The following is a 26,592-nucleotide window of genomic DNA, read 5'->3' as shown; positions in this document are numbered from 1 at the left end:
TAGGGAATAATATGACGCAATGGATAGACAAACTCAACGCCATCATTGGCTGGATTGCTCACCGGTTATTGGAGTTAATTGTGGTGATCACGGTAGGGCAAGTGATCCTTCGTTACGTGTTTAATCAGCCCACCAGTTGGTCAGAAGAAGTAACGCTCTTATTTCTGGTGTGGTATGGCATGTTGTCGATAGCCATTGGTGTTCGAACTCATTCTCATGTGGCGATTGTCTATTTAAGAGACAGATCCCCGGCAATGATAGGTCGAGGATTGGATTATTTTGCCTACTGCTGCGTTTGTGGTTTTGCGTTGGTACTGCTGCTTAATGCACAAACCTTGGTGGATATTGCGGGGGCGCAAATCCTGCCCGCGTCGGGGTTACCAAAAAAATTACTCTATTACTCAGCAGTTGCAGGGGCTTTGTTAATGGTCATGAATGCGCTGACGAATTTGCTGACCGGAGATGTCACAGAACATGAGGTAAAAAGTAATGACTGTTGAACAAGCTGGAATTTTGCTGTTGCTTGGTAGTTTCTTAGGGCTGATGTTACTTCGTGTGCCGATTGCATTTGCGCTTGGTGTTTCCTCCGTGTTGACTGCATGGTACATCGATTTACCATTAATGCTGATTGCCCAGCGAATGGTTAATGGCATGTACAGCTTTACTTTTTTAGCCGTGCCCTTTTTTATTTTGGTCGGTAGTGTAATGACCGAAGGGGGCATTTCTGATCGCTTGGTGCGTTTTTCTGAAGTGTTGGTGGGCCGCTTCCGTGGTGGAATGGCTCAGGGCAATGTGGTTGCCAGTACTTTTTTCGGTGGCATTTCCGGCTCCTCGGTGGCGGATGTGGCATCAATCGGCTCGTTTCTTATCCCCGCAATGAAGCGCAGTGGTTATCCCGGAGAATACTCTGTTGCAGTGACGGTGACGTCTTCCGTCCAAGGGGTATTGATCCCGCCGAGCCAAAATATGATCTACTACGCGTTGGCCGCTGGTGGCCTGCCGATCAGCCAGTTATTTGTTGCGGGTTATGTACCCGGTCTATTGCTTAGCATGTCTTTGATGGCCTTATGCGCTTATCTTGCTGTGCGTCATAGCCACCCCAAAGGCAATAAATACACGTTAAAGGAAGGTGTCGCTATTGCGGGTGAAGCATCAATTGGCTTGTTTACCATAGCCATTATTATTGGCGGTATTGTGCTTGGGATATTTACCGCGACGGAGTCGGCGGCCGTGGCTGTGGCTTACGCCTTGTTAGTGACGTTCTTTGTGTATAAGAGCGTGAATCGCATCAAAATGAAGCGCATCATGAGTGACACCATGAAAACGCTTTCCATGGTGATAGCGATCATCATGACCTCTTCAGCGTTCGGTTATCTACTCTCATTTCTCAGCGTGCCTTCTTTGCTGGCTGATTGGATTCTTAGCTTGTCCGATAACCGTAATATGATCCTTTTAGCGATCAATATTCTGTTACTGGTATTGGGTATGCTGATGGACATGGGCGTGCTTATTCTGATCCTCACTCCTATCTTACTGCCGATTGCACAGAGTATCGGAGTCGATCCGATCCACTTTGGCATCATTATGTTGCTTAACTTGGGGATTGGTGTTTGTACGCCACCGGTCGGAACCTCACTCATGGTTGGCTGTGGCATAGGAAAAGTGAAAATAGAGACGACTGCTAAGCAAATGTTACCTTTCTATTCAGCCATGGTGATTGTGCTGATGCTCGTGACTTACCTTCCGTCTATCGTGCTCTGGTTGCCATCCCTTTTGAGAGGGTAACGGTAGTGAGCTAGTCACCGAGCGGTTGCCTATCACCACCACCTCGATGGGAGTCAAGTGCCACTTTTAGTCGGCGAAGCTTATCGCGTGAACGTCGCTTGTGATTCACAGCCAGTGCCATGGAAATCACGTCCACGAGCGCGAGCATGGCATAACGAGAGGCGGATGGTTTATAGATAAAGTCGGTTTCTTGGTGGACGATCGGCAACACGAGATCGGCTTTTTCTGCTAATGGCGTATGGTTTGGGGTAATGGCGATCACTTTGATGCCATATTCTTTGGCTAATTGCGCCGCGTCTTGGATTGCCGGGGTGTAGCCGCTGGCAGAAATCACCACGAGCACATCTTTACTGTCGGCGGTTGCTGCCACCATGCGAGCTAACAACCCATCATTGTATGACACGACCGGATAGCCTAATCGGAACATTCGGTGCTGCATTTCTTGAGAAGCGATGGTCGAGCCACCACCCATGCCAATACAGATAGTTTGTCTCGCATTGTGTAGCCATTCGACTGCAGTGTTAATGCTGTTTTCGTTGATCAAGTTGCGGTTGAGATCGAGCGTTTGTTTTATCGATTCATAAATTCCTTGATATCCGCCTTGATCGGGTGGCTCAAGAATAAAGCGTTGTCCAATAGTGAGTGACTGTGCCAGCTTGATTTTCATATCACGGACGTTCTTGCAGCCGATCGCTTTAGCAAAGCGAGTGATGGTCGCTTCACTGACCTTTGCACGCTCAGCCAGTTGAGTAATACTGGCGTTTGCCGCTTGTTGAATGTCATCCATGACCAGCTTGGCTACTTTTTTTTCCGCCTCACGCAGCGTGCTATATCGCTCGGTGATTTGGGAAATAATGTCGACTTCTAAACTCACTATGGAACCTATGTTATCTATGGTGGGTAGGCAATATGCGTATCTTCTCGTTTAACCTGAGATTATACGCAATTGCATATGAATACTCACCGTTTGCGTACTAAAATCGGGTCTCGACCCAATGAGTCACCTGATAGTCGTCATCGCAGATAGCAATGGAGCGCCATTTGTCGAACGTTAAACAGGGATGTGATGTTGAGAAGGCGACAATATCCCCCACATCGAGCTCGCATTCTGCACTGGTTTCAATAAATGTGTGCTGATCCATGACCGCAATTGAGGTCATGCCCTTCACGCTGATAGGTTGTCCGTTACGGTAAGCGCGCTGAGCGATAGGCAGTCCCGCATCAAAAGCGACATCCCGTTTACCGAGGCCTGCCACCATTTTGCCTTGTTCAGGTTTAGATAAGATGTGCGCCCACACTTCCAAGGCTGATTCTAAATCCCCACCTATTTCACATGCAGTGCCTTGGTTTTGTTGAGCCCGCTGCATCACTTGATTTTGGGCGTCCATGTATATGCCAGTGTCATGTGCGATGTAACACCCCGGACGGATCACCGCATCGAAATCGACTAGGTGAGCAAAGCATTCCGCAACCACGTCATACCAAGCTGAACCAGCGCCAGTCACCATTGGCTTTCCTGTTATCAGACTATCAGTGACCAGTTGCTTCGTGACGTTAAGTGTGGCGTTTACGAATTCTCGCACTCGAGTTTCTGCATTATCACCATGAATGACTCCTTCATAGACTTCAACACCTGCGAGCTTGATATTGGTTTGAGTGGCAATGTGTTTTGCCAATGTCACCACATCTTCTTCACTCCGACAGCCGCAACGTCCACCGGGTACGCCAAACTCAATAAATACGGTCAGAGTTTGATTGTGCTGTGCAAAGAAGGCATTGAGCGCATCGACATTGCGCGCCGAATCAACGCAGCAATAAAAATGAATGTCTTGATTACTCAGTAAGCCAGAGATAATGGCCATATTGGCGGCACCAACCAACTGGTTAGCCATGATGATATTTTTCGCCCCCGCTTGTGCCGCGATTTGAGCCTGTGCAGCCGTCGCAATCGTAATGCCCCACGCACCATGTTCAAGCTGTTGACGGAAGAAGTTTGGTGTCATGGTCGTTTTACCATGTGGACAGAGTTTCACTTGATGTTTATTGGCAAAGCGCTGCATCCATTGGAGATTGTTCTCCAGAGCCGATTGCTTGATCACCGCAGCTGGCAATGAAATCTCATCATGAGTTAAACGGAAATCATTGTGGCTTTGCTCGGAATATGCCTGACCTTTTTCACCGCAGCAAGGAGAGGTAAGGTGGTCGGCATGATAGTTTTTATCATGCATTGTGTCGTTTCCTGTTCTAGATATTAGTATCTAACATTATGTAACTTATTGTTTTTATTATCCTGTTGAGATAAATGATACTTTTGATGTTAGAAAGTATCAAATAATTGATTTTATTTTGTGTGTGTTATCACTGAATCAGATAAAGGATTTCTTATGATAAAAGCCATCTGAATAGGAAACGGTATAAGGCATGGTGTTCGATACAATTATTAAAAACGTTGAAGTCTTTGATGGCACTGGCGCAGACTCGTTTATCGCGGATGTCGCTATTCATCATGGCCGTATCGAACAGCTGGGGCTTCTTTATGATGGGCAAGCAAAAAATACCCTTGATGGTACAGGGCTCGCGCTCGCTCCGGGGTTTATTGATGTCCATACCCACGATGATACCAATGTGATTCGTTTTCCTGAATGTATCGCTAAGATCAGCCAAGGTGTCACTACGGTGATTGTAGGAAATTGTGGAATCAGTGCGAGTCCAACGGTATTGACGGCAGAACCGCCCGATCCAATGAACTTACTCGGAAGCCAACACGATTTTCAGTACCCAACGTTTGCAAGTTATGCAGAAGCGGTTGAGAAATCGCAGCCCGCGGTGAACGTTGCGGCCTTGGTTGGACACACCACGCTACGTAATAGCGTGATGGACAGGCTCGATCGTACGGCGAGTGATGATGAAATTTCTGCCATGCGTGTGATGTTAAATCAAGCGATGGCGGAAGGAGCGCTTGGGTTAAGTTCAGGGCTTGCTTACGCTAGCGCCAAGCAAGCCACGACGCATGAAGTGATGCGGCTAGCAGAAGTGTTGGCACTGCATCGTGGCATTTATACCACCCACATGCGCACAGAGTTCGATGCGATTATGGAAGCGATGCAGGAAGCATTTGAAACTGGCCGTCATGCTCGTGTACCTGTGGTGATTTCTCATCTCAAATGTGCAGGGGCGGGGAATTGGGGAAGAACGGTAGAGATCCTTGATTTGATGGATACCGTTGCTCAGCATCAAGACGTCTGCTGTGATTGCTACCCTTATTCAGCCAGCTCTTCCACTTTGGACTTAAAGCAAGTCACTGAGGATTTCGATATCTTTATTACTTGGTCTGAGCCGATGCCTGACATGGCGGGTAAAACGCTTAAAGCCGTTGCGAAAGCGTTAGATCTTTCGCTGATGGAGGCAGCAAAAGCACTGCAACCTGCGGGTGCGGTGTATCACTGCATGGATGAAGAAGACGTTAAGCGGGTATTGAAGTATCGCCTCACTATGGTGGGCTCAGATGGCTTGCCGAACGACCCTCATCCTCATCCCCGTTTGTGGGGTACCTTCCCCAAAGTACTTGGACATTATTGTCGAGAAGAAAAGCTGTTCTCGTTAAGTGAAGCTATCCACAAAATGACCGGAATGTCGGCTAAGCGATACAACTTAAAAGGGCGGGGTGCGATCCACATCGGGGCACACGCCGACTTAGTGTTATTTAATCCAAAGACAATCAAAGACACAGCGACATTTGAGAATCCGATCTCAATGGCGCAAGGCATTGAATCTGTCTTTGTAAACGGTGAATTATCTTATGCAAAAGGTGAGGTCACCGAAAACAGACATGGTGTATTTATTTATCGCAGCTAAATTGGCGCATTTTGAAACACAGTGAATGACTAGAGAGAAAATCTGGAGAAAGAAAATGGCAATTAAACGTTATGGTGTTGAAGGTGGTGTTGGTACGGGTGGGCAGCATCTTCCTTTTGCTCGAGCAACTGAGGCTGGTGGCTTTTTATATGTATCAGGACAAACACCGATGACGGATGGAGAAGTGGTTGAGGGTGGTATTGTTGACCAATCTCGCTTAGCCATCCAAAACTGTGTCGATATCATGCAGGAAGCAGGTTACGGCTTAGAGGATGTGGTGCACGTAAAGGTGGTATTGACAGATGCACGCTATTTCCAGTCGTTTAACAAAGTCTTCAAAGAGTTTTTTGGTGCGCATCCGCCGGCTCGGATTTGTATGGTATGTGACTTAGTGGTGGATGTGAAAGTGGAAGTAGATGTTACTTGTTACCGCGACGATCGCCGTTAGTTTTCTCCTCCTGTTAATTAATAATCACGAGCGCTGAGTTATATTTAGTCCCTGTTAATATTTCTCGGCGCTCTTTTCTTCCCCTTCGTTATCTAAAAAGGATTCACGATAAACATGGATAGTTCACAATGTCCCCATATTGCGTTTTTTGGTGAGTGCATGGTGGAACTGAGCGGCACGCCACTCAAAAAAGGCTTTGGTGGCGACACGTTAAATACTGCCCTGTATCTTGCTCGTTTAACCCAGAAATGTGGAGTTAAAGTGTCTTATGCCACAGCACTGGGTGAGGATGAGCTTTCACAAGAGTTGTTGGATGCTTGGCAGCAAGAAGGGATTAACACGACTTTGGTTGCCCGCATTGCAGGTAAGTTGCCCGGTTTATACATGGTACAGACAGATGAACAAGGCGAACGTCACTTCCATTACTGGCGTGATAGTGCCGCGGTGAAGTATTACTTTGGTGGCAATGAATTAAACCAACTGGAGCAAGCCATTGCAGAGCATGACATCCAATGGCTATATATCAGTGGCATCAGCCTTGCGATTTTAAATGACGCTTCACGAGCGCGTTTACTCAGAGCAATGAGTCAGTTTGTTGCAAACGATGGTAAAGTCATTTTTGACAATAATTTCCGCCCACAATTGTGGTCTTCAGAGCAAGCAAGGGAGTGGTATGGCAAGGTGCTACCACTGGTCGACATAGCCTTGATCACCGAAGAAGATGACTGGAAAGTCTGGGGCGAACAAGAGAGTGTCGAAACACGTTGTTTACGTTTTGGTTGCCAAGAAGTGGTGATCAAACGTGGCGATAAGCCCTGTGAAGTGATAGAAGCCGGAGACGATGGGGTTAAACGAGCTCAGGTGCCTGCGGTTTTGGTCAAGCATGTTGTAGATACTTGCGCAGCTGGTGACTCATTTGCTGCTGGCTATTTAGCCGGTAGGCTGGCTGGGCATGATGGTGAAGAGGCGGCGAAGCTAGGACATCAGCTTGCATCTATTGTGATTCAATATGCTGGTGCCATTATTCCCAATTCAGCGATGGCGCATATCAAGCCACAAACCGACCGATGATTGGAAAATCGAAATGACTCAAGAAATACTCAATAAACTTAAACAATTCAAAGTGATCCCGGTGATCCAAATTAATTCGGTTAAACATGCGATCCCACTGGCGAAGGTGCTAGTTGAAAATGGTTTGCCCGTTGCTGAAGTGACGTTCCGTACTGAAGCGGCGGCAGAAGCCATTCAAGCCATGCGTAACGCTTACCCAGAGATGTGTGTGGGTGCTGGCACAGTATTAACTCCCCAGCAGATAGAACAAGCTCAGCAAGCGGGGGCCGAATTTGTTGTGGCTCCGGGATTGAACCCCAACACGGTGAAACGTTGCCAAGCGATCGGTATGCCGATTGTTCCTGGTGTTAACAACCCAAGTCAGGTAGAGCAAGCCTTAGAATTAGGGCTGAGCTTTTTAAAGTTTTTTCCGGCGGAAGCTTCGGGTGGTTTAGCTATGGTGAAATCGTTACTTGCACCTTATGTTAACGTTAGTTTTATGCCTACGGGTGGTATTGGCAAAAATAACGTCAATGATTATCTCAGCATTGACCGTGTGGTTTGTTGTGGTGGTACATGGATGGTGTCCCCCGCACTGATTGAAAATGAGCAGTGGGATGAGATAGGCCGACTGGTGCGTGAAGCGGTTGAACTGGTCAACTAAGCCAGATAGCAAAGCCCCCGATAATGTATCGGGGGCTTTTTTGGGCGTCGGGAACGGGGCGTTAATCGAAATTGATCTAATCAGTGAGTAACTGCTTTAAATAGTGCAATCTAGCCATACTTTGTTGGCATCCACCAAGACGGAATTTTTGCTGCCATAACGTGGTGTATTGCGCTTCGATCTCGCTCACCAATGGTAGTAATTGATGTTTCAGTGCCACAGGAAAGGCTTCGACTTCTCGGCATTGATGTATGGCGTAACCGATGGCTATGTTGGTGGCCAGTTTCATGACCTTGAGTGTCCACAATAGCTCTTGTTTTAACACACTGTCTGGGTGTTGGTGGACTCGGTTTTCTATCTCATTCAGCTGCTCGATGCTGCGCTGCATCACTTGGGGTGATTCAATTTGAGCGCGACGAATATGACGACGGGATTTTTGGTCAAACACAAATGGGCCATAAAAGGCGCAGTTTGGTGTAACGACACCAGAGCTGAGATAAGCGTCTTGCATCTCCAGCATAATGTCGGTGAGCTCGTGATAAGCGTTGCCCCAAAAGTCAGCTAATACTTGGGACACGTCAACTTCTTGGTGCTGAGCCTCTCCCCATGCCATCGCAGCACCAAATACATAGGCAGGTAGCGCGGTAGAAAATTGCTGCGCGTGCCCCATGTCGCCCCACTCTGAGATCTGATAACCCTGTCCACCGTACTTCAATGCAGAGCATGCCGCACGGCGCATATGAACCTTGGCGGCCTGCCAACGACCAGCGACTGAGGCAAATGTATTGGTTGAAACAACCACTTGAAACGGGTAGCCGAACTGGGCCAGTTTTTCATGCTCTTCATCATAGGGATGATCTTCTTCGTAACCCCAGTTAAGCAGCTCTAGCTCTTTTGGCAAGTGAGGGAGAATTTCAGGATAGCGAAACAGCATATCGCTGAAAATTTGACAATACATGCCGCGATCATGGGCAATGTTGAGTAACTCTGTCAGGTAGTTCAAATAGACCTGACCTTGACCAAGGGACTCACACGCCGCTTTGCTACCATCGACACCTAAATCCATGGTTTCATCAAAGTTAATATTGAGTGTTTTGCTGGTGAAGTTAGGCAGCAATTCGTCCAATAACTCGGCAATAAAATGGGGTACCTCAGGCGAGACAGGGTTTAACCCAAAGGATTCTGGGCGATAGTCTCCCCTTTGATCGTAAAAGCCGGATGTTTGCTCTGCCAAATGGTGATAGTCCGAATGACAAAGCCATTTCTCCATATGGCCAAACGTGGCTTGGTTAGGGATTAACTCAATGCCTCGCTCCTTGCAGTACTCATCCAATGCCTGAATTTGTTCTGGTGTCAGGGGATCGTATCCTTGCCAAACCGTGCGATGATCTTGATAGGCGAAGGTATGTTCAGTGTAAAACTGAAGTTGATTAATCCGTAACTTCGCCCAGAAGTCGATCAATGAAAACAAGGTCTCCATGGTCGGAATCTTATCGCGGCTAACATCAAGGATAATGCCACGCTGCGGAAAATCGGGTTGGTCAATCAAGTCCAAGCAGGGTAACTGAGTGCCACATTGAGCAAACAACTGACTCAGTATTTGATGGGCGTAGAAAATACCTTCTTCATCGATATATTGGATAAGGATCAGCTCCGAAGATATACGAAGACCAAATGCTTGGTCGTCTAAATCAAGACGCAGTTGATACTCAACCATGGGCGAAGAGATGCGCGACCCAAATTGATTCGGGATGGTACTTTCGGAGAAATCAGTACAACATTTGCCCGCTAGGTAAGTGATAGATTTTGGTGCTGGAAACAGAGAAGGGGAGACGTCTGCCATGTTGACCTCGATTAAGTACAGCTGGAAGAGGGCAGTACGCTAAACAGCGCAATGTCTTCAGTAATAAGTTTTTGCCATGCCATAGCTGCTGCACCAGCGGAAACAGCTTGCGTACCTAACGTGGAAAAACTGACATGAGGTTCCCATGTTGCAGGGCCTTGTACTGCTGACAGTTTGTTATCGATGTAAGAGACTAAGCTGGCACCATAATGTTGTGCTTCACCACCAATGATCACTTGATGAATGTTCATCAGGCGTCCAAGTAACACCAGTGACGAAGCAAATTCTTGTAAAACAAGCGAGAGGTCGGCAGTGCCTTGTTCAAATTTCAACTCACTTTTGTACTGACCTGCAGAGAAATCGTCGCCATAAAACAGATTATTGTTTAGCACAAAACCAAGGCCGATCCCCAAATGCTCAGACTCTGTATTGCGATGATGCGACGTAAATAGCACATAGAGAAAATTATTGGTTGGTTCACGCCGTGTCTGCATCATTTCGCCCCATGCTGCGCAGTTGGCGTCGTTGTCGATAAAAACAGGACAATTAAAATGCTGCTTAAGCTCTGCCACTAAATTAAGAGGCTCTTCAATCTCCAGTGCGTTGGAAAGAGAGATATAACCCGTTTCTGGATTCACTAGTCCGGGAAGGCCGATCCCCATCGCTAAAATATGGTCAAACTTGGCGTCGATCTGCTGCATCACAGGGGTCAGTGCTTCGATGATGGCTTGGTCAACCTGATCTGTTGGCTGGAAAGTGGTGATGGTGCGATACACAATCTGACATTCCACATTCACCACAGACACATTTATCGCACTGTCGGTCAACTCTACGCCAACCAATACCCCGATATCATTGTTGAGTGACAATGAGACTTTTGGTCGCCCCCCTTTACTATGAGCAGGCTTTGCTGTGACCTCTGAAATCAGGTCCTTTTCTGTCAGTTGCCCAACAATTTTAGTAATGGTGGATTTATCCAAACCGAGTTGCTCCGCCACTTCGACACGCGAAATGCGGTTATAACGCCAGATGCAATCTAACACTCTGGATAAGTTGACGATCTTACTATTTTGGCTTGGTTTCATTATTAAGTTGATTGTGGAAACTAAATGATTATTTCATTTATAACGACTTCACTATGAGTTCGCAACAACAATGTATAGCTCAGATTACCTACAATTTATAAAATATGACCGAGTTAACTTTTCTCATTTCTACCTGATAATTTTGTTAACTAATTGTGAGCAAGATCGTTGTGATGAACAAAAAATAGCCTAAATTATATAGTTAGTTTCCAGTGTAAACTAACTAGAGGATAGAACGATGAAGTTTAAACATGGAGTAAAAGCGCTGGTAGCACTTACCGCCTTTACTGTTGCTTTACCTATCTCTGCGATTGCAGAAGAAACCCTAACCATATGGACATGGCGCAAACAAGAGCGTCCTCTATGGGAAGCTGTTTCAAAGAACATGAAAGACGTTGATATCAAAGTCGAGGTTTTTAAAGGGGTGGATTACAACTCTCGTTTACGTCTGGGTTTACAGAGTGACGGTGGTCCTGATCTGTTTCAGGGGCGTCCGGGCGCTTCATTTATCGATCAATATGCTAAAGCTGGGGTGATCCAACCTGTAGGTGACGCCGTGGATCTTTCAGGCATTTCACCTGCAACACTCGGCGCGGCAACGGGATCGGATGGTAAGGTTTATGGTGTGCCTTTTGCGGTTCAAACCGTGCAAATTATCTACAACAAGGACATTTTTGATAAGCACAACCTCAAAGAGCCGACCTCTTTGGAAGAGTTTGAGCAGGTCATGAAAACGCTAAAAGCAGCGGGCGTCACGCCATTAGAAGTACCGGGACGCGCGGGCTGGGCATTAGCGATGATGAGCGCTGGTTTGGAAGCGGGTCTATCGGGTGATGGCATGGCAAAAGTGGCCACGCGCGATGAGCCATTTACTGCGGAAGGATACCAGAAAGTAGTGGACACGTTTGCTACGTGGAAACCTTACATTAACCCATCAGCAGCTGCGCAAGATTACAACGGCATGCGTGCGAATGTAGCCTTGGGTGACTCGGCAATGATCATCGATGGTTTATGGTCGACCTCTCCTTTATCTACTATTGCTCAGACCAATCCAGATGCCAAGTTAGGACTTATGCCAGTACCGGGTGCCGGTGGTAAGGTCTATGCGTTTGCCGATGGAGCCTACTTGGTCAATGCCAATAGCCCTAAAAAGTCAGCAGCCGATAAGCTGCTAGCTTATACCGCAACCAAAGAGTTTGCGCAGTTGTTTGCTGATCATGTTGGTGAGCTATCGACGTATGCCGACGGCATTACCTATCAGGGAGCGCATCAAGCAGAAGCTGCCACCTTTGTTTCCAATCAGGCACAGCCGCATCTGACGTGGAAAGGGCCGTTCAATGTTCAATATGAAGAAGTCGTTGGTCCGGCTTTCCAGAAATTCCTAGCAGGGAAAGTGGATAGCAAAGGCCTATCGAGTGAGATTGAAAAAGGCTTTAAAGCTAAAAATCTGTAAATAAGGACAGCGGCCTGATACTCAGGCCGCTTATTTCAGCGTCGGAGTCTGTATGACCGAGTTTTCTCGCCCCCAAGGATTGAGCTTCAAGCAAAAAGAGAAGATCCAGTACATGTTGCTGTTGATCCCCGGTTGCTTGTTGTATGGGGTATTTAACCTTTTGCCCTTGTTCGGCACATTAGTGCTGTCATTTTTTGACTGGCCGGGCATTGGCCCAGCCACATTTATTGGCTTTGATAACTTCACGAAGCTGCTCACTGATGACTATATGAGCACACAGTTGTGGAATGCGTTTTATCAAACCGTGCTGTTTTTTGGTATTTGTATTTCGATCTTCCTGCTTCTTGGTACCACATTCGCTTTGCTGCTGAGTTGGAATACCGCAGGTAAGTCGGGCTATAAGCTGCTCTTTTTTATGCCTTACCCACTTGCTGCTGTCGCTGTTGCTTTCTTAGGTCAGCTTATTGTGGATGTGCGTGGACCATTGAACCAGTTGTTGATGAACTGGGAAGTGATCTCTGCACCGTTGATGTTTTTAGGCGATGAAAGTTCGGCGTTGCCGACCATTGCACTGTTTCAGTCTTGGCAAAAATTGGGCTTCTCCATCATGTTGATCTTATCTGCGATTCTTGGTGTTCGTTCTGATCTGCTGGAAGCGGCAGTTCTAGATGGTGCCAGCCGCTGGCAGTGTATTCGCCATGTGGTTTTCCCAGTATTGACCCCAGCGTTTGTGCTGATCACCATCCTAACCATGGTGGATGTGTTTAATAATGCGGAATATGTCTTGATCTTGATGGGGCCTGATGCTGGTCCATATTATTCCACAGATATTATGGGTACCTTCCAGTATCGTACGGCATTTGGTACCAGTGGTGGTTCGGGTACGGCTGACCTCGGTATGGCCGCTGCTATTGGGATGGTGATTTCTGTGCTGATTTTGCCTGCGTCGATTTATCTGGCATTGCGCAATATGCGAAATCGATAGGGGAAGTCATGGAACGTATATTTAAACTCAAACCGTTAGAGCAAGTTGTCGTGCAGTTCTTGCTGCTCACTTGGGCTGTGATTGTGGCACTCCCTTTTGGCTTAGCATTCATTAACTCCGTTAAAGGCAATTTAGGGCAGGTGATACGCTCACCTTTTGGCATGCCGCAAGAGTGGCATTTTGAAAACTACCTAAGTGCGTGGGAACAGGCCAATTTCAGCAGTTATTTCCTTAACTCGCTCATCATTAGCTTAGGCACAGTCGTACTTGCCGTGGCGTTCAGTACCATGGTGGCATTCGTGCTTGCTAGAGTGCAGTTTCGAGGCAATAAGCTGATTTTCATCTTATTTATGTTGGGGGTGATTGTCCCACTTCGTTTGGCCATGGCGCCACTGTTTGTGGTGGTACAGAGCCTTGATTTACTCAATTCACTGTTGGGTATTATTTTGGTTCAGGCTGCCAGCATGATGCCGGTTGCCGTGTTTATTCTCAGCACATTTTTCAAAAACTTGTCACCAGAGATAGAACAAGCCGCTCGGGTGGATGGCGCACTGCCATTCCAGATCTACTGGCGTATTGTGTTGCCACTGGTCAAGCCGGCAATTGCAACCGTCGCTTTGCTGTCGTTTGTCAGTGCTTGGAATGAATACATCTTCCCGCTACTTTTCTTGCAAGATCGAGACTTATATCCGCTCACTTTAGGGCTACAAGAGTTTCAAAACGAATTTGCGATTCAATGGCACATGATGTTTGCAGGACTCATCATCATGATGGCCCCGACTCTTATCGCGTTTTTATTAGCATCAAAAGCCTTTATCCAAGGTTTGACTCAAGGTGGAATTAAGGAATAACCATGGCTCAGGTAATACTTAAAAATATTAAGAAATCGTATGGCAAAGTGGATGTTCTCAAAGGCATCGATCTTGAAATCAATGATAAAGAGTTTGTCACTTTTGTCGGGCCGTCAGGCTGTGGTAAATCGACCTTGCTTAGAATGATCTCTGGGCTTGAAGAGCCAACGTCAGGGGAGATTTACATTGATGGCCGAGAGGTAACGGACGAAGCGCCTGCGGATAGAGAGATTGCGATGGTATTTCAATCCTATGCTTTGTATCCACAAATGACGGTGCGAGAGAATATGTCGTTTGCACTCTCCATTGATAAGCAGCCGAAAGAAGAAATCAAGCAGAAGGTCGACCATGCTGGGAAGCTACTTAAACTTGACCAGTTGTTTGACCGTTTGCCGAAAGAACTTTCGGGTGGCCAGCGACAACGGGTGGCCATAGGTCGAGCTATTGTGCGTAACCCTAAATTGTTCCTCTTTGATGAACCACTTTCTAACCTTGATGCTGAGCTTCGTGTCGATATGCGTATCCAAATCGCAGAATTGCACCGCACATTGGCGACCAGCATGGTTTACGTGACTCATGATCAGGTTGAAGCCATGACATTGGCCGATAAAATTGTGGTTCTGCGCGATGGTTGTGTTGAGCAGGTAGGGCCACCACTTGAGCTGTATTACCACCCACAAAACCAGTTTGTTGCGGGGTTCATTGGTTCTCCTAAGATGAATTTCATCCCAGTGACGGTGCTTGACGCCAGTGCGACACAAACAACAGTTACGATTGCCGATTGTTACACCTTAACTTTGCCAAGGAATGGGGCTCATTTGTCATCAGGTGACGTCATTACACTTGGCATCCGTCCTGAGCATTTGCTTGTGCAGGAAACATGGCAAGAGGAAAGTTGTGTGGTTCCGATGACCATTAATGTTGCGGAATACTTAGGCGCGGTGTCGTACGTTCATTGTTACTCTAACCATATTGAGAAACTTAGCTTAATGCTCGATGGTGAAGATGCGGTGAACCTAAAGCTTGATAACGGACAAGTGCTGAATGTGGAGTTGAGAGCGCAATATTGTCATTTGTTCGATGCAAACCAACAAGCATTGCCATTAGTGAAATAACTTTTCCTTAATTGGGATGCTAGGTCACACTTTCACCTTATTGTGGGGAAAACCATTTGCCGTCTGTAAATGCAGGCGGCATTTTAATTTCCTTCGCATCAGACTTCAGGGACGTTTCATTGTCAGATCACATTCATTTTTTAGTGGGTACTTATACCGATGGTGCCAGTCAAGGCATTGAACGCATTGCTCTTGATGTTTCCACCGGTGAGTTGGCTCATATTAGGACGCAGTTACGAGCCACAAATCCATCTTTCTTGTGTAAACATCCGTGTAGTGAAGAGCAAACTCTATACACGGCTAGCGAGTTATCTCAACAAGAAGGCGCCCAGCTTTACAGTGTAAACAGTAAGGGGGAACATCGGATTGCAGTACAAGGGGACTACCCTTGTCATTTAAGTTGTGATCCACAAGGCCAGTATCTTGCTTTAGCCAATTATGGTTCTGGGAATGCGAATGTCTATTTATTAAATTATGAAGGGATAGCTCGGCAATGTGTCGCGGACTTGTTTGTTGCAGGCTGTGGGGCAAACGCCGAACGGCAAGAGAGGCCACACGCCCATCAGGTGACGTTTCTAACGCAAGGTGACCACTTGGCTATGGTTGATTTAGGCAGTGACCGGATTCACTTCTATCAATTTAACCGCAAAACTCACAGTTTTACGTTACTGCAAAGTATTGTGATGCCAGCAGGTTCAGGGCCGCGCCATTTAGTCTTCAATTCCACTGAAACCCACGCATATGTAGTGTGTGAGCTATCAGAAACGTTAGTGACACTGCAGTGCCAAGAGCAGAAGTGGGTGATCGCTCATGAGATGCCGCTGTTGCCGAACACCGAAAATGGTGAAGCGGCTTCTGCAATAAAAATGTCACGCGATGAGCGTTTTATCTATGTATCTTGTCGCGCGCAGAACAAAGTCGTTTGTTTTGAATTACAGCAACACCTACCAGTACTGGTTGATGATGTGGATTGTGGCGGTCAATTTCCGCGGGATTTTGCGTTGTCTCATGATGAACAATGGCTGGTGGTAGCCAATCAACACAGCAATAACCTCACCAGTTATCACAGGAATAGTAGTACTGGCCAACTCGAAGCCACAGGGTATCACTGTGAGGTGGGGTCGCCAGTGTGTGTTGTGCCGAGTTAGTTTAGGCCATTGTGGTTAACTAAGAGTTTTTAGGGTGCCGTTGTGCACCCTAAGTTCTTCTTAGGCTTTGAGCGTAGTGAGGACGTCTTTCATTGACGGCAAAATGCGGTGGCCGAGCGCTCTAACTTCTTTACATGGCTCGACTAAATCAGGGATTTGGAAGGTGATCATGTTTGCAGCGACAGCAGCACGTACTCCATTGTTTGAGTCTTCAAACGCAAGGCTTTGATGGGCGGGAATACCCAAACGGCTGGCAGCAAGTAAGTAGATTTCAGGATCTGGCTTGCCATGTTCAACTTCGCATCCAGTAGTGATGGAATCAAAGTACTTATCCAGCCCAGCTAGTTTGAGCTTCACTAATGCGATATCTTGTTGTGTCGATGTTGCCACCGCCATTGGGATCTTCTGTGATTTTAGCCATTCGAGCAATTCAACCACGCCTTCTTTGACCGGAATGGCTTCGTGCAGTACCACACTGTTGTAACGCTGTTTCCATTCATCGTGAAGACGGTCAAGATCATCACCATAAGCATTGCGGAGTATGACATCAATCCCGGCAGAATTACGCCCAATAATAGAGAGGTAGGTGTCTTCGTAGAAAGGCAGGTTTTGGACTTCACAGGACTTTTTAAAAATACGCATGCATACCCGCTCGGTATCTAGCAACAGCCCATCCATGTCAAAAATAGCAGCTTTAAATTTCATGAGTACAGCTTAATCAGCATCAAATAGTTACTGTCATTCTGACACATATTGTGAGCTGGGGAAAAGTTTTCCAGAGTTCTGCGTTGGGTGTGTGAACCGTTATTCTCTTCTTTGTAATGTCAAAGCATACGTAAACGGATGTGTTACATGTGGTAGAAGAAAAAGCAAAGTTGAAGGTAGGTATTTTTCACAATGAAAAGAGTTAATAAACACCCTAAGTTTTTCTTATAGCCTGACATAAAGCACCTCGGTGGTGAGATAACACCTCGAAAAACACACATTCATTTTCGTAATATCACCATGCAATGTATTTATTATTCAAATTATTGATGGTGGTTTATTGTGGTTTCTTATCACAATAAAACGGTGTGCAATATGAAAAGAATGTTATGTGTAGTGGCGCTTTTGGTTGCAATGATAGGCTGTAAAGATTCTTCATCTGATGAGACTGCCACCGTTCCCATTCCTATAGAAGGCATAGAAAAAACACCGGAGCTGGTTGAAAAGCTGCGTGCCCAACCGACGATAGATGCTCAATTTGGTGTGCTATACGACCAGTTTGAGCACATGCTTGATAGAAGTGATTCATTGACTGGACCCGACACCAATAACGATGGGATCCGTGATGATATTGAATTTTTTATCAATGCATTGGAAGTGACTGAGCCAGTGCGAAATGCATTGAAGCAAAATGCACGGCAAGCACAAGAAAATCTATATTACGATTTCAGTGAAAAAACACCGGAAAATAGAAAAAAAGCGCAGCGTATTGGTGATAAATACCTAAAAGTAGTCGCTTGTAAAACGTTTGTGGGCATGTCTATTAATGATCGAGTTCGTACAGGCGAAATACTTCGAGCGCTGACTTACAATACTAAAGTCCGCACTCTCGCTTTTATTGCATACAACCATCTGCAAGATGGAAGTGTGAGTACCTTATTGGAAGCAGAGCAACAGCACTGTGAAGAGTGAAACACACATTCATTTCTGTAATGTCACCATGCAATATATTTATTATTCAAATTGTTGATGATGGTTTATTGTGGTTTTCTATCATAATAAAACGGTGTGCAATATGAAAAGAATGTTATGTGTAGTGGCGCTTTTGGTTGCAATTCTAGGCTGTAAAGATTCTTCATCTGATGAGACTGCCACCGTTCCCATTCCTATAGAAGGCATAGAAAAAACACCGGAGCTGGTTGAAAAGCTGCGTGCTCAACCGACGATAGATGATCAATTTGGTGTGCTATACGACCAGTTTGAGTCCATGCTCGACAGAAGTGATTCATTGACTGGACCCGACACCAATAACGATGGGATCCGTGATGATATTGAATTCTTTATCAATGCATTGGAAGTGACTGAGCCAGTGCGTAATGCGCTGAAACAGAACGCTCGCTATTCGCAGGAAAACCTTTACCACGACTTCACCGAAAAAACGCCAGAAAATAGAAGAAAAGCTCAAAGTATTGGTCATAAACACCAAAAAGTTCTAGCGTGCCAAAGGTTCGTAGGGATATCGCTTGATGACATAAAAAGTACAGGTAAGACCATTAGAGCACTAACCTATAACACCAAAGCCCGTACCCTAGCTTATATTGCATACAACCACCTGCAAGATGGTAGGGTCAGTACCTTATTAAAAGTGGGGGCTCAATATTGTGAATAAATTCTTGGTAATGATGAATTTGGCTCTGTTTATGCTTCCTTTGAATGTGGCTGCTAGTTCGTGCAAAGTAGAAGGGTACACTATTGGTTTTTTTAATGGTGTTGCGACCACTTCTGAATCGGCTGATTTAGGACTTCTCGAAATTGAGTCAACGCTAGATATTTCAAAATACAAAGACGAGCCTGTCGAATACCAACTGTTTTATAACGATTCCTATATCGAAGGTAGTGTTTTTAATGTACTGGCTGATTTTGCGGAAACCTTTGATCAAAGAACAGAGGAACTCGAACAGAAGCAATTTAAAAGTTGGGAAGCTTTCTGGGAGTTGGTTAATGGTAGGAGTGACAGTTCAATCATTCAAAAAATCGATTCACTGTTTATTGATTTTGCTGAGGTCGTTTTGGATTTTGGTAGCAAAATAATGAACAAGATTGTGGCGAAATTTCTAAATCAACTCGCGCAGTACGTCGACTCACCAGACAGTGTGCTAACGGAGATGCAACAGTACTTAATTAGTGACTCCCTGACGTGGAAGGGCAAGAAACTGATTTATATTGCGCATTCTCAAGGGAACTTATGGGCTAATAAAGCATATCGACAAGCAGTATCTCAGCCTGGATATAGTGAAGATAATGTTCATGTGGTTCATATTGCGCCTGCGTCAGCAACCTTAAGTCCGAACAGTGATTATGTGTTATCAAGCTCAGATTTTGTTATTCAATTAGTGCGCCAATTAACTGGTCCATTCTCAGTGCCTATGCCGAATGTGCTCTTGGTACCGGGAACGGGTGAACTTTTGGGACATGGATTAAGTGAAGTTTACCTTAGCCATGACTCGACAGTTGATCTTATCAAAAAAGCAGTCAAGCGAGGCTTTTCACGAGTTGCAAAGCCAGAGATGGAAGATTTCTTGTTCAAAGTTGAGTTCGATTATAGCTCAAGCTATGACCAGATTCATGAAGAGCCTGCTTATGATGTTATTGATGCTGGAAACGGTGTTTTTGGTTGGATTTCTGAATACTTAGATGACACGGATACGTGGCCCAAGATGACTCTTACCCCCCTTGTGTCTACAGAAAAGAAACTGCCATTTAACGTTAAAGTGCCTGATCTCGTTGAAGAGCCGGACTCCAAGTTGTTTAAAAAAACAATTGTTTTTGACGCTTGTGCAAGCCCAGCTGAGTTGAAAAAGGTTGAACAAACTATTCCACCTTATGAGTTTTTCCTGTTTGCACAATGGTTCAACCTTAAAGATTTTAAAGAGGGTACATTTTTAAATACTTGGAGGTCGAGCATAGTGACGGATCGATATGGAAGAGTTGAGAGAAACAGAGAGAGATATGAGGACACGAATGATTGGTACTTTGAGTGCGCTGGCGATGGTGAGTCAATGGAATTTGAGGTGTCTCAACGCCATTATGATGAGCTGCAGCTTACGTATCTAACTGAGCAGCAACTATCGGGACGCTATGAAATTGCGGCAAGTGACTTTGAGAGCCTTTGTCATCCACATTAAATCAATGCAATAGAACAGCTGACCGAATACTCTCTACCATGTCTTTTAGCTACGTCGTGGGGCTTAGATGAGGGTGGTGGCTGTTCTACTGTACATGGCGATCACTGCTTGGAAAGTTGTTTATAAACTTTCGCCCAGTTCGATACGGTAACCCAAATCGATAGAAGGCTGCCAGTTCTCATTCCCTTTTAATCTGTCAATGAGTTGCTGGGCGGCAACTTTGCCAATTTCTTCTCTTGGAGTGATCACCGTGGCTAACTTAGGGATCATCACTTGACTGATATCATGACCATGAAAACCCGCGATAGCGATTTGTTCCGGAACCCGAATACCACGGCGTTGACATTCATAGAGGGCACCAATGGCCAAGTCATCGTTAGTACAGAAAATCCCATTAACATCAGGATGGGATTCTATCAGCTGAGTTAATAACTTTGCCCCTAACGTGAATGACGATGCTTCTTCTGTTTGCAATGTTATCGGAGCAATGTCGCGAGCTTTGAGTGCATCACGATAGCCTGCCATTTTTAAACGGGTACGCTCATCCATACGGGCAGCAAAATAGGCCACGCTGCTGCACCCTTTTTCTAACATGGTTTCCGTCATGGCTTGGGCCGCCTTATAATTATCGAACCCTACAGCTTGCTCGATTCTTGGCGAATAAGCGTCCATGATTTCGACAATCGGAATACCAGCGATTTGCAACATTTTATGTGATTTATCGGTGTGTACGTTTTCAGAAAGAATAATGGCATCAACGTTATAAGAAAGCAGCGAGGCGATGCTTTGTTCTTCTAATGCCGCACTGTATCCATAGTGAGCAATCATCGTCTGGTAACCAGCAGGTGCAGTTGCTGATTCGATGCCGCGGATCACTTCGGCAAACACTTGGTTGGTTAAAGACGGGACTAACACACCGATGGCATGACTCTTGGCATTTGAAAGAATATCTGGCGCACGGTTGGGAATGTAGCCTAGCTCGTCAACGGCTTGTTGGATCTTATCTTTCAGGGCTTCCGAGACCAAAGCAGGGTCACGTAGGCAGCGGCTAACCGTCATTTTGGTGACCCCAACGCGGTCGGCTATATCTTGTAATGTCGGTCTTTTCTTCTTTAAAGCCATAAGTGTAAGTATCGATGAGTGACATTAAGTGTTACTGGTAACATGTTACCTCTAATTCCACGAATGCTCATTCTTTTTATGTTTATGGTTTGTTTAGCTTGGTTTGGCTTGTTGGTGCCGTGGTTGTTCGCTCCAAGTTAGGTGATATTTTTCCTGCTCCGGCTGGTCTATTCGAGCGTATGTGTGAGAGCCAAAATAGTCGCGCTGAGCCTGTAATAAGCTAGCAGGGAGCACGTCACAACGCAGCGTATCAAAGTACTGTAGAGCAGTACTGATTCCCGGCATTGGTAAGCCAGAGAGAGCACTATCTGCGACAATTTGACGCCAGTTCATAAGGTGGTGTTGTAATTGTTTTTGAAAATAGTCAGCAAAGAGCAGGTTATCTAATTGAGGCGTTTGCTGGTAGGCGAGGGCAATATGATGCAGAAAGCCTGCGCGGATGATACAACCGGAACGCCATATTTTAGCGATTTGGCTAAAATTGAGCTGCCAGCCTTCTTGAACGGATTTGGTCCGCATAAGATCAAACCCTTGAGCGTAAGCAACGAGTTTGGCGCAATAGAGCGAAGATTCGAGCTGTGCAATTTTGAGTGCTCTGTCGGATGATTCAATGTGATTAATGCTGCTTCCATAGCGTTGGCTAGCGGCTTCGCGCATCGATTTTTGTCCACTTTGGGCGCGGCTAAATACGGCTTGTGCGATGCAGGTGGCAGGGTTGCCTTGTTCAAGAGCGTTAATTGCCGTCCACAAGCCTGTCCCTTTTTGCTGCGCTTTATCCAGAATAACTTCGACCAAAGGGTTGCCAGTTTCTGGGTCCTTGGTTGCGAGAATATCGGCACTTATCTCCATCAAGTAGCTGTTGAGCATGCCTTGATTCCAGCGAGTAAAAACCGCACTGATCTCTGTTGCCGACATCATTAGTACTTGCGATAAATAATGGTACGCTTCGCAAATGAGCTGCATATCAGCATATTCGATGCCGTTATGTACCATTTTGACATAATGACCGCTTCCCGCAGGACCAAGGTAGGCTGCACATGGTTCACCAACAGAAAACGCTGAAATGGGTTGCCCACGGTCATCGACTTTTGCTGCAATGGCTTCCCACATAGGTTTGATGTACATCCATGCCGATTGGTTGCCACTGGCCATCATGGATGGGCCGTGTCGGGCGCCTCGTTCTCCGCCTGAAACTGCAGTACTGAAGAATTGCAGTTTGTTGTGATAATGATGTTCGCGGCGCTCTGTATCTTGCCAATGGCTGTTGCCCGTGTCGATGACGATATCTTCTGACGTTAAGCCATGTTCAATGAGCTCATTGATGACTTGGTCGACAATTGCACCAGCCGGGACAGAAAGTGCAATAATCCGGGGAGAGTTAAGCGATCTTAAGACCGCTGTTAGGTCATCAGCGGAGAAATATTTCCCTCTGTTGAGCTGGTTTGCCTCATGTAATGCCTGCTCCCGATGAGAAGCTGAAATATCATATCCGACAACGTTAAATTGATGGTCGAGCAAATTGAGTGCGAGGCTTCTTCCCATCACACCAAGTCCAATCATGGAGATATCATAGTGACTCATACGGAATGTCCTTTTAGTGCCGAAAGGGTCTGAGTGAGAACTTGCTCGGCGTCGCCCGAAATATCGATATGTAGCGCTTCAGACTCATCTGGCTCAACGAGGGTCGCAAACTGGCTTTTGAGCATCTCTTCGCCTTTAAAGTAGTGATTGGCTCTTTTTTGGTGACGCTGCCAAATGGTGTGATAACTCCCTTTGAGATAAACAATCACAAGTTCTGGGTTTCCTTTTCGCAAGGTGGCGCGATACTCGGGTTTGAGGGCAGAGCACGCGATCACTGCTGTCGGATTATTTTTAAGCAGCTGGTTGAGTGTCTTTAACCATCCTTGACGATCTACATCATTGAGTGGAATACCCTGACGCATTTTTTCAACGTTAGCGGGTGGATGAAAATCATCGCCATCAAAAAATGGCATGTCGAGAGCATGGGCAATTTGGCTACCAATCAAGCTTTTGCCGCAGCCTGAAACACCCATCACTAGTATCTTTTTTGGTTTCATTGGACAAAACTTTCCTTAGCCTTTCACGCAGGAAAGGCTGAATAAATCATCATGTTACTCATCGTGACTATTGCCACCACATGGCAAGGTTCGGGAACAAGATGACAAGGCTTAAAACGAAAATTTGCATTGCAATAAATGGCAGTAATGAACTGAAGATCTCACCAAGGCTAATATCTTTAGGTGCCACTGACTTAAGATAGAAAGCGGCAGGGCCAAATGGTGGTGACAGAAAAGATACCTGCATGTTGAGGCAGAACACCACACCAAACCAAATTGGGTCATAACCAAGGCTGATAATAATAGGAACGAAGATCGGCATGGTTAATAGCGCCACACCAACCCAATCGAGGAACATGCCCAATACTAATAAAATGGCCATCATGATGAGTAGGGTGATGATTGGGCTTCCCCCACTTAGAGCCAGAATGATCTCTTTGACAAAATCTATACCGCCCATCAAGTTATAAATACCAACCAGCGCACTTGCACCAATACCAATCCACATGATCATGCCGCAGGTACGCATGGTGGCAATGGCGCTTTCCTTGAGCATAGAAAGGTTCATTTCTCCACGGATCACGGCGCTGAGCATAATGCCGACAACACCTAATGCCGAAGCTTCAGTGACGGATGCCACTCCGGTATAGATACTGCCTAATACCACAGCAACTGAAAGCAGGGGGAAAAACAGCGCTTTAAAATAGCTAGGCTGAGCTTGCGTTGCTTCTTCTTCACTGTCGGAAGGGATAGGTGCCAGTGAAGGATCGAGTTTGCAACGAATCAGCACATAAGCGATATAACAAGCCGCGAGGATAAAGGCAGGAACGAAAGATGCCTTAAACAGGTCACCAATTGAGACACTGGCCGTCATACCATAGATGATCAGAACAATGCTTGGTGGTAGCATGGTGCCTAATGCGCCACCAGCACAGGTGGTGCCGATTGCGAGCTTTCGGTTGTAGCCAAGACGTAGCATTTGCGGCAAAGCAAGAATACCAAGCAACACGGTTTCACCACCGATCACGCCGCTCATCGAGGCCAACAATACCGCCACTAATAAGGTTTGAACGGCGACGCCGCCACGGACTTTACGTCCAACTGATTTCATGGCATCGAATAGATCTTTGGCAATGCCTGAGCGGTCTAATAATGCGGCCATCAGCACAAACATGGGTACAGCAAGAAATACGTAACCAGAGGCAAAACTATAAGTACGGCTCGCGATAAGAGGGAGGGCATCTGGCCCAAACCAAAATAGAGTAAAGAAAATGGCGACGAAGCCTGTTACAAAAGCTAATTGCATGCCCGTTAGTAGCAACGCAATCATCATCATCAGCATGAGTAGGCTGCCCCATGCTATGCCAATAGAAGATAAATCAAACATCGTTATTCTTCCTTAGCCCTGCCAGTTCTTGAACGAGGTGTAAAACATACTGAGCGACTAAGATGCACAGTGCGACAAAAATCAGCCCTTTGAGTAGTGCTGGATAGGGTGCATTGAGGACAGAGCCCGATGTTTCAAGGCGCAGTTCTCCCCACGGGGCAAACCATGCTTCATTCGCCATGGTGTATGAGGCATAAGCCAGCATCAAAGCAAAGGCGAGCCCAACAATATGGTGGACGAGATTGAGGTATTTCCGCGCTTGAGCGGAAACGGAATCGTAGATCAACACAACTCGAACGTGTTTGTCTGCAGCGAACGCGTAAATCCCGCCAATGATGAATAATGAGCCACCAAGGAAAGACGCGGTTTCATGTACCCAAGTAGTAGGGGCATCGAACACATAACGCATCACAACTTCATAAAAAGAGATAAGAACAATCAGAATAAACAGCCAACTTAAAAGCTTACTGATGCGAATGATCAGTCTATCCAGCCCGTTTTTGGGTTTTTCATCAGGTTCTGCTGGAGAATGCGGTTTGGACATAGTTGTGGTTTCCATACATCAGGAGGGCAAATGCCCTCCTATTGAGCTTGGTTTATAACAGGCCGTTTTTCTCTAAGAAGGTCGTCACGGAATCGTAAACTTTTTGCGCGTTTGGTGAACGCTCAGCAAACACTTTCCATTGAGATTTCGCGATTTCACGGAACTTCTTACGTTCTTCATCAGACCAGTTATGAATGGTGATGTCTGGGTTTGCTATGGCTTCTTTAACCGCCGCTTGGTCAGCGATCTTAAGCTGAGTGGTCATGTCGTAGGAGAAGTCACGCACTGACGTTTGCAAGATCAACTGGAGATCTTCTGGCATTTTGTCCCATTTCTTTTGCGAGATAGAAATGTCGATCAGTGGCAGAGAGTGGAAGCCCGGCTGAACTGGATGCGGGGCGATATCGTTCATACCAGCTTTTTGGTTGGTTGAGAACACCGTGTAATCCGCTGCATCAATCACGCCTTTACTCAAACCAGTAAATACTTCTGAGCCCGGAAGGTTAACCGGTGTTGCGCCCGCTGCCGCAAAGACTTGTTGAACCAAGCCTTCCGGTGCGCGCAGTTTTAACCCTTTGAGGTCGTCAACACCGTTAAGTGGTTTTTTCGAAATGAAGGATTCAACACCCGTGGTGGAAGCGCCAATGAATTTCACACCATACGGTTTGTAAAGCTCGGTCATGAGTTCATTACCACCACCGTAGTTCATGTACTGTAGCAATTGAGTGGTGTCAGACCATGCGCCAACCATGTTACCAATAAGGCCAAACGCGGGATCCTTACCTGAGAAGTAACCCGTTGCAGTGACTTGACCATCGAGCACACCAAGTTTGATCGCGCCGAGTGTCTCTGTGTGTTTAACGACAGCACCGACAGGCAGTAAATCGATATCAATTCGACCGTTAGACATTTTTTCTACGCGTTCAACCCAGTTTTGCTGAACCTTAAAGTTCAGATCACCTGATGGATCTGATGATTGGATTTTAAGCTTAAAGTCTGCTGCAAAAGCTGAGGTTGATAATAGCCCAGCAATGGTGGCTGCAAGCAAAGGTTTCGTCATCGCGTTCATGATGGGGGTCCTTTTTAACGGGTCATTTGACCCTAGTTTCACGTATCCAAATCGCAGCGACCTGCTCCTTGGTGAGGCCGGCTTATTATTTTATGTTACCGGTAACTTTGGTTGATGTTACCGGTAACATGGTGTATTTATCTACGATCATGATCACAAGATTGTATAAATGTTATTAATTTGTAGATTAGTAACAATCAGGCGTGCAAGTCACTCATTG

At 46.0% G+C, this 26,592-nt stretch carries 25 protein-coding genes; 14 read left to right on the top strand and 11 right to left on the bottom strand.

From position 1 onward, the window contains the following. Positions 1–11: 11 nt before the first annotated feature. Positions 12–500 (top strand): TRAP transporter small permease, encoded by a 489-nt coding sequence (locus tag ACQEXU_RS08245; protein ID WP_427010411.1) that lies wholly within the window; start codon positions 12–14, stop codon positions 498–500. Continuing rightward, complete coding sequence (locus ACQEXU_RS08240; protein WP_427010410.1) at positions 490–1,785, top strand: TRAP transporter large permease; 1,296 nt, start codon at positions 490–492, stop codon at positions 1,783–1,785. Before ACQEXU_RS08245 ends, ACQEXU_RS08240 begins: the two co-directional genes overlap by 11 nt. A gap of 10 nt (positions 1,786–1,795) precedes the next feature. Here the strand turns inward: ACQEXU_RS08240 and ACQEXU_RS08235 are convergent, their stop codons facing one another. Then, complete coding sequence (locus ACQEXU_RS08235; protein ID WP_427010409.1) at positions 1,796–2,659, bottom strand: MurR/RpiR family transcriptional regulator; 864 nt, start codon at positions 2,657–2,659, stop codon at positions 1,796–1,798. Positions 2,660–2,759: 100 nt separating this feature from the next. Further along, positions 2,760–4,013, bottom strand: a complete 1,254-nt coding sequence (locus ACQEXU_RS08230; protein WP_427010408.1) for an amino acid deaminase — start codon at positions 4,011–4,013, stop codon at positions 2,760–2,762. A gap of 193 nt (positions 4,014–4,206) precedes the next feature. Between ACQEXU_RS08230 and ACQEXU_RS08225 the strand changes: the two genes are divergently transcribed. The 4 genes from ACQEXU_RS08225 (at position 4,207) to ACQEXU_RS08210 (ending at position 7,802) form a co-directional block, all read left to right on the top strand. Continuing rightward, positions 4,207–5,640, top strand: coding sequence for an N-acyl-D-amino-acid deacylase family protein (locus tag ACQEXU_RS08225; protein WP_427010407.1), 1,434 nt, complete (start codon positions 4,207–4,209; stop codon positions 5,638–5,640). 55 nt (positions 5,641–5,695) lie between these two features. After that, positions 5,696–6,088, top strand: coding sequence for a RidA family protein (locus ACQEXU_RS08220; RefSeq protein WP_427010406.1), 393 nt, complete (start codon positions 5,696–5,698; stop codon positions 6,086–6,088). Between the two features lie 114 nt (positions 6,089–6,202). Beyond that, positions 6,203–7,159: a sugar kinase gene (locus tag ACQEXU_RS08215; RefSeq protein WP_427010405.1), complete on the top strand. Its 957-nt coding sequence runs from the start codon at positions 6,203–6,205 to the stop codon at positions 7,157–7,159. Between the two features lie 13 nt (positions 7,160–7,172). Further along, positions 7,173–7,802 (top strand): bifunctional 4-hydroxy-2-oxoglutarate aldolase/2-dehydro-3-deoxy-phosphogluconate aldolase, encoded by a 630-nt coding sequence (locus ACQEXU_RS08210; protein WP_427010404.1) that lies wholly within the window; start codon positions 7,173–7,175, stop codon positions 7,800–7,802. A gap of 76 nt (positions 7,803–7,878) precedes the next feature. Here ACQEXU_RS08210 and ACQEXU_RS08205 read toward each other — a convergent pair whose 3' ends face one another. Then, a complete protein-coding gene (locus ACQEXU_RS08205; protein WP_427010403.1) occupies positions 7,879–9,645 on the bottom strand; it encodes a family 20 glycosylhydrolase in 1,767 nt (588 codons plus the stop codon). 11 nt (positions 9,646–9,656) lie between these two features. Then, a complete protein-coding gene (locus ACQEXU_RS08200; RefSeq protein WP_427010402.1) occupies positions 9,657–10,730 on the bottom strand; it encodes an ROK family transcriptional regulator in 1,074 nt (357 codons plus the stop codon). Between the two features lie 238 nt (positions 10,731–10,968). Here ACQEXU_RS08200 and ACQEXU_RS08195 point away from each other — a divergent pair, with 238 nt between their 5' ends. From ACQEXU_RS08195 to ACQEXU_RS08175, 5 genes are all read left to right on the top strand, one after another. Further along, on the top strand, positions 10,969–12,183 hold the full coding sequence (locus ACQEXU_RS08195) for an ABC transporter substrate-binding protein (RefSeq protein ID WP_427010401.1): 1,215 nt from the start codon (positions 10,969–10,971) through the stop codon (positions 12,181–12,183). A 52-nt stretch (positions 12,184–12,235) separates the two neighbouring features. Next, a complete protein-coding gene (locus ACQEXU_RS08190) occupies positions 12,236–13,168 on the top strand; it encodes a carbohydrate ABC transporter permease (protein WP_367989375.1) in 933 nt (310 codons plus the stop codon). A gap of 8 nt (positions 13,169–13,176) precedes the next feature. Further along, on the top strand, positions 13,177–14,019 hold the full coding sequence (locus ACQEXU_RS08185) for a carbohydrate ABC transporter permease (protein ID WP_367989376.1): 843 nt from the start codon (positions 13,177–13,179) through the stop codon (positions 14,017–14,019). A 2-nt stretch (positions 14,020–14,021) separates the two neighbouring features. Beyond that, positions 14,022–15,134, top strand: coding sequence for an ABC transporter ATP-binding protein (locus ACQEXU_RS08180; protein WP_427010400.1), 1,113 nt, complete (start codon positions 14,022–14,024; stop codon positions 15,132–15,134). 119 nt (positions 15,135–15,253) lie between these two features. Continuing rightward, a complete protein-coding gene (locus ACQEXU_RS08175) occupies positions 15,254–16,282 on the top strand; it encodes a lactonase family protein (RefSeq protein ID WP_427010399.1) in 1,029 nt (342 codons plus the stop codon). Positions 16,283–16,342: 60 nt separating this feature from the next. Here the strand turns inward: ACQEXU_RS08175 and ACQEXU_RS08170 are convergent, their stop codons facing one another. Then, a complete protein-coding gene (locus ACQEXU_RS08170; RefSeq protein ID WP_427010398.1) occupies positions 16,343–16,987 on the bottom strand; it encodes an HAD family hydrolase in 645 nt (214 codons plus the stop codon). Between the two features lie 375 nt (positions 16,988–17,362). Between ACQEXU_RS08170 and ACQEXU_RS08165 the strand changes: the two genes are divergently transcribed. The 3 genes from ACQEXU_RS08165 to ACQEXU_RS08155 all read left to right on the top strand — a co-directional run bounded on the left by ACQEXU_RS08165 (position 17,363) and on the right by ACQEXU_RS08155 (position 20,172). Then, a complete protein-coding gene (locus tag ACQEXU_RS08165) occupies positions 17,363–17,959 on the top strand; it encodes a chromosome partitioning protein ParA (protein ID WP_427010397.1) in 597 nt (198 codons plus the stop codon). 103 nt (positions 17,960–18,062) lie between these two features. After that, on the top strand, positions 18,063–18,656 hold the full coding sequence (locus ACQEXU_RS08160; protein ID WP_427010396.1) for a chromosome partitioning protein ParA: 594 nt from the start codon (positions 18,063–18,065) through the stop codon (positions 18,654–18,656). Further along, entirely contained in the window at positions 18,649–20,172 is a 1,524-nt protein-coding gene (locus ACQEXU_RS08155) for a hypothetical protein (RefSeq protein ID WP_427010395.1), read from the top strand. The genes ACQEXU_RS08160 and ACQEXU_RS08155 overlap by 8 nt, the downstream gene beginning before the upstream one ends. 120 nt (positions 20,173–20,292) lie before the next feature. On the opposite strand, the gene gntR is transcribed toward ACQEXU_RS08155, so the two are convergent. The 6 genes from gntR to ACQEXU_RS08125 all read right to left on the bottom strand — a co-directional run bounded on the left by gntR (position 20,293) and on the right by ACQEXU_RS08125 (position 26,372). Further along, a complete protein-coding gene (gene gntR, locus ACQEXU_RS08150) occupies positions 20,293–21,294 on the bottom strand; it encodes a gluconate operon transcriptional repressor GntR (protein WP_427010394.1) in 1,002 nt (333 codons plus the stop codon). A 93-nt stretch (positions 21,295–21,387) separates the two neighbouring features. Then, entirely contained in the window at positions 21,388–22,875 is a 1,488-nt protein-coding gene (gene gndA, locus ACQEXU_RS08145; protein WP_427010393.1) for an NADP-dependent phosphogluconate dehydrogenase, read from the bottom strand. Beyond that, positions 22,872–23,372, bottom strand: a complete 501-nt coding sequence (locus tag ACQEXU_RS08140) for a gluconokinase (RefSeq protein ID WP_427010392.1) — start codon at positions 23,370–23,372, stop codon at positions 22,872–22,874. The genes gndA and ACQEXU_RS08140 overlap by 4 nt, the downstream gene beginning before the upstream one ends. Positions 23,373–23,439: 67 nt before the next feature. Continuing rightward, positions 23,440–24,759: a TRAP transporter large permease gene (locus ACQEXU_RS08135; protein WP_427010391.1), complete on the bottom strand. Its 1,320-nt coding sequence runs from the start codon at positions 24,757–24,759 to the stop codon at positions 23,440–23,442. Then, the gene (locus tag ACQEXU_RS08130; protein ID WP_427010390.1) at positions 24,752–25,303 is read right to left on the bottom strand and encodes a TRAP transporter small permease subunit; all 552 of its coding nucleotides are present in this window, start codon (positions 25,301–25,303) and stop codon (positions 24,752–24,754) included. The genes ACQEXU_RS08135 and ACQEXU_RS08130 overlap by 8 nt, the downstream gene beginning before the upstream one ends. Positions 25,304–25,355: 52 nt before the next feature. Next, on the bottom strand, positions 25,356–26,372 hold the full coding sequence (locus ACQEXU_RS08125; protein WP_427010389.1) for a TRAP transporter substrate-binding protein: 1,017 nt from the start codon (positions 26,370–26,372) through the stop codon (positions 25,356–25,358). Positions 26,373–26,592: the final 220 nt, after the last annotated feature.

The organism is Vibrio sp. TRT 21S02 (genome assembly GCF_050113675.1).
GTDB lineage: Bacteria > Pseudomonadota > Gammaproteobacteria > Enterobacterales > Vibrionaceae > Vibrio.
This window is presented reverse-complemented; position numbering and strand designations above follow the sequence as displayed.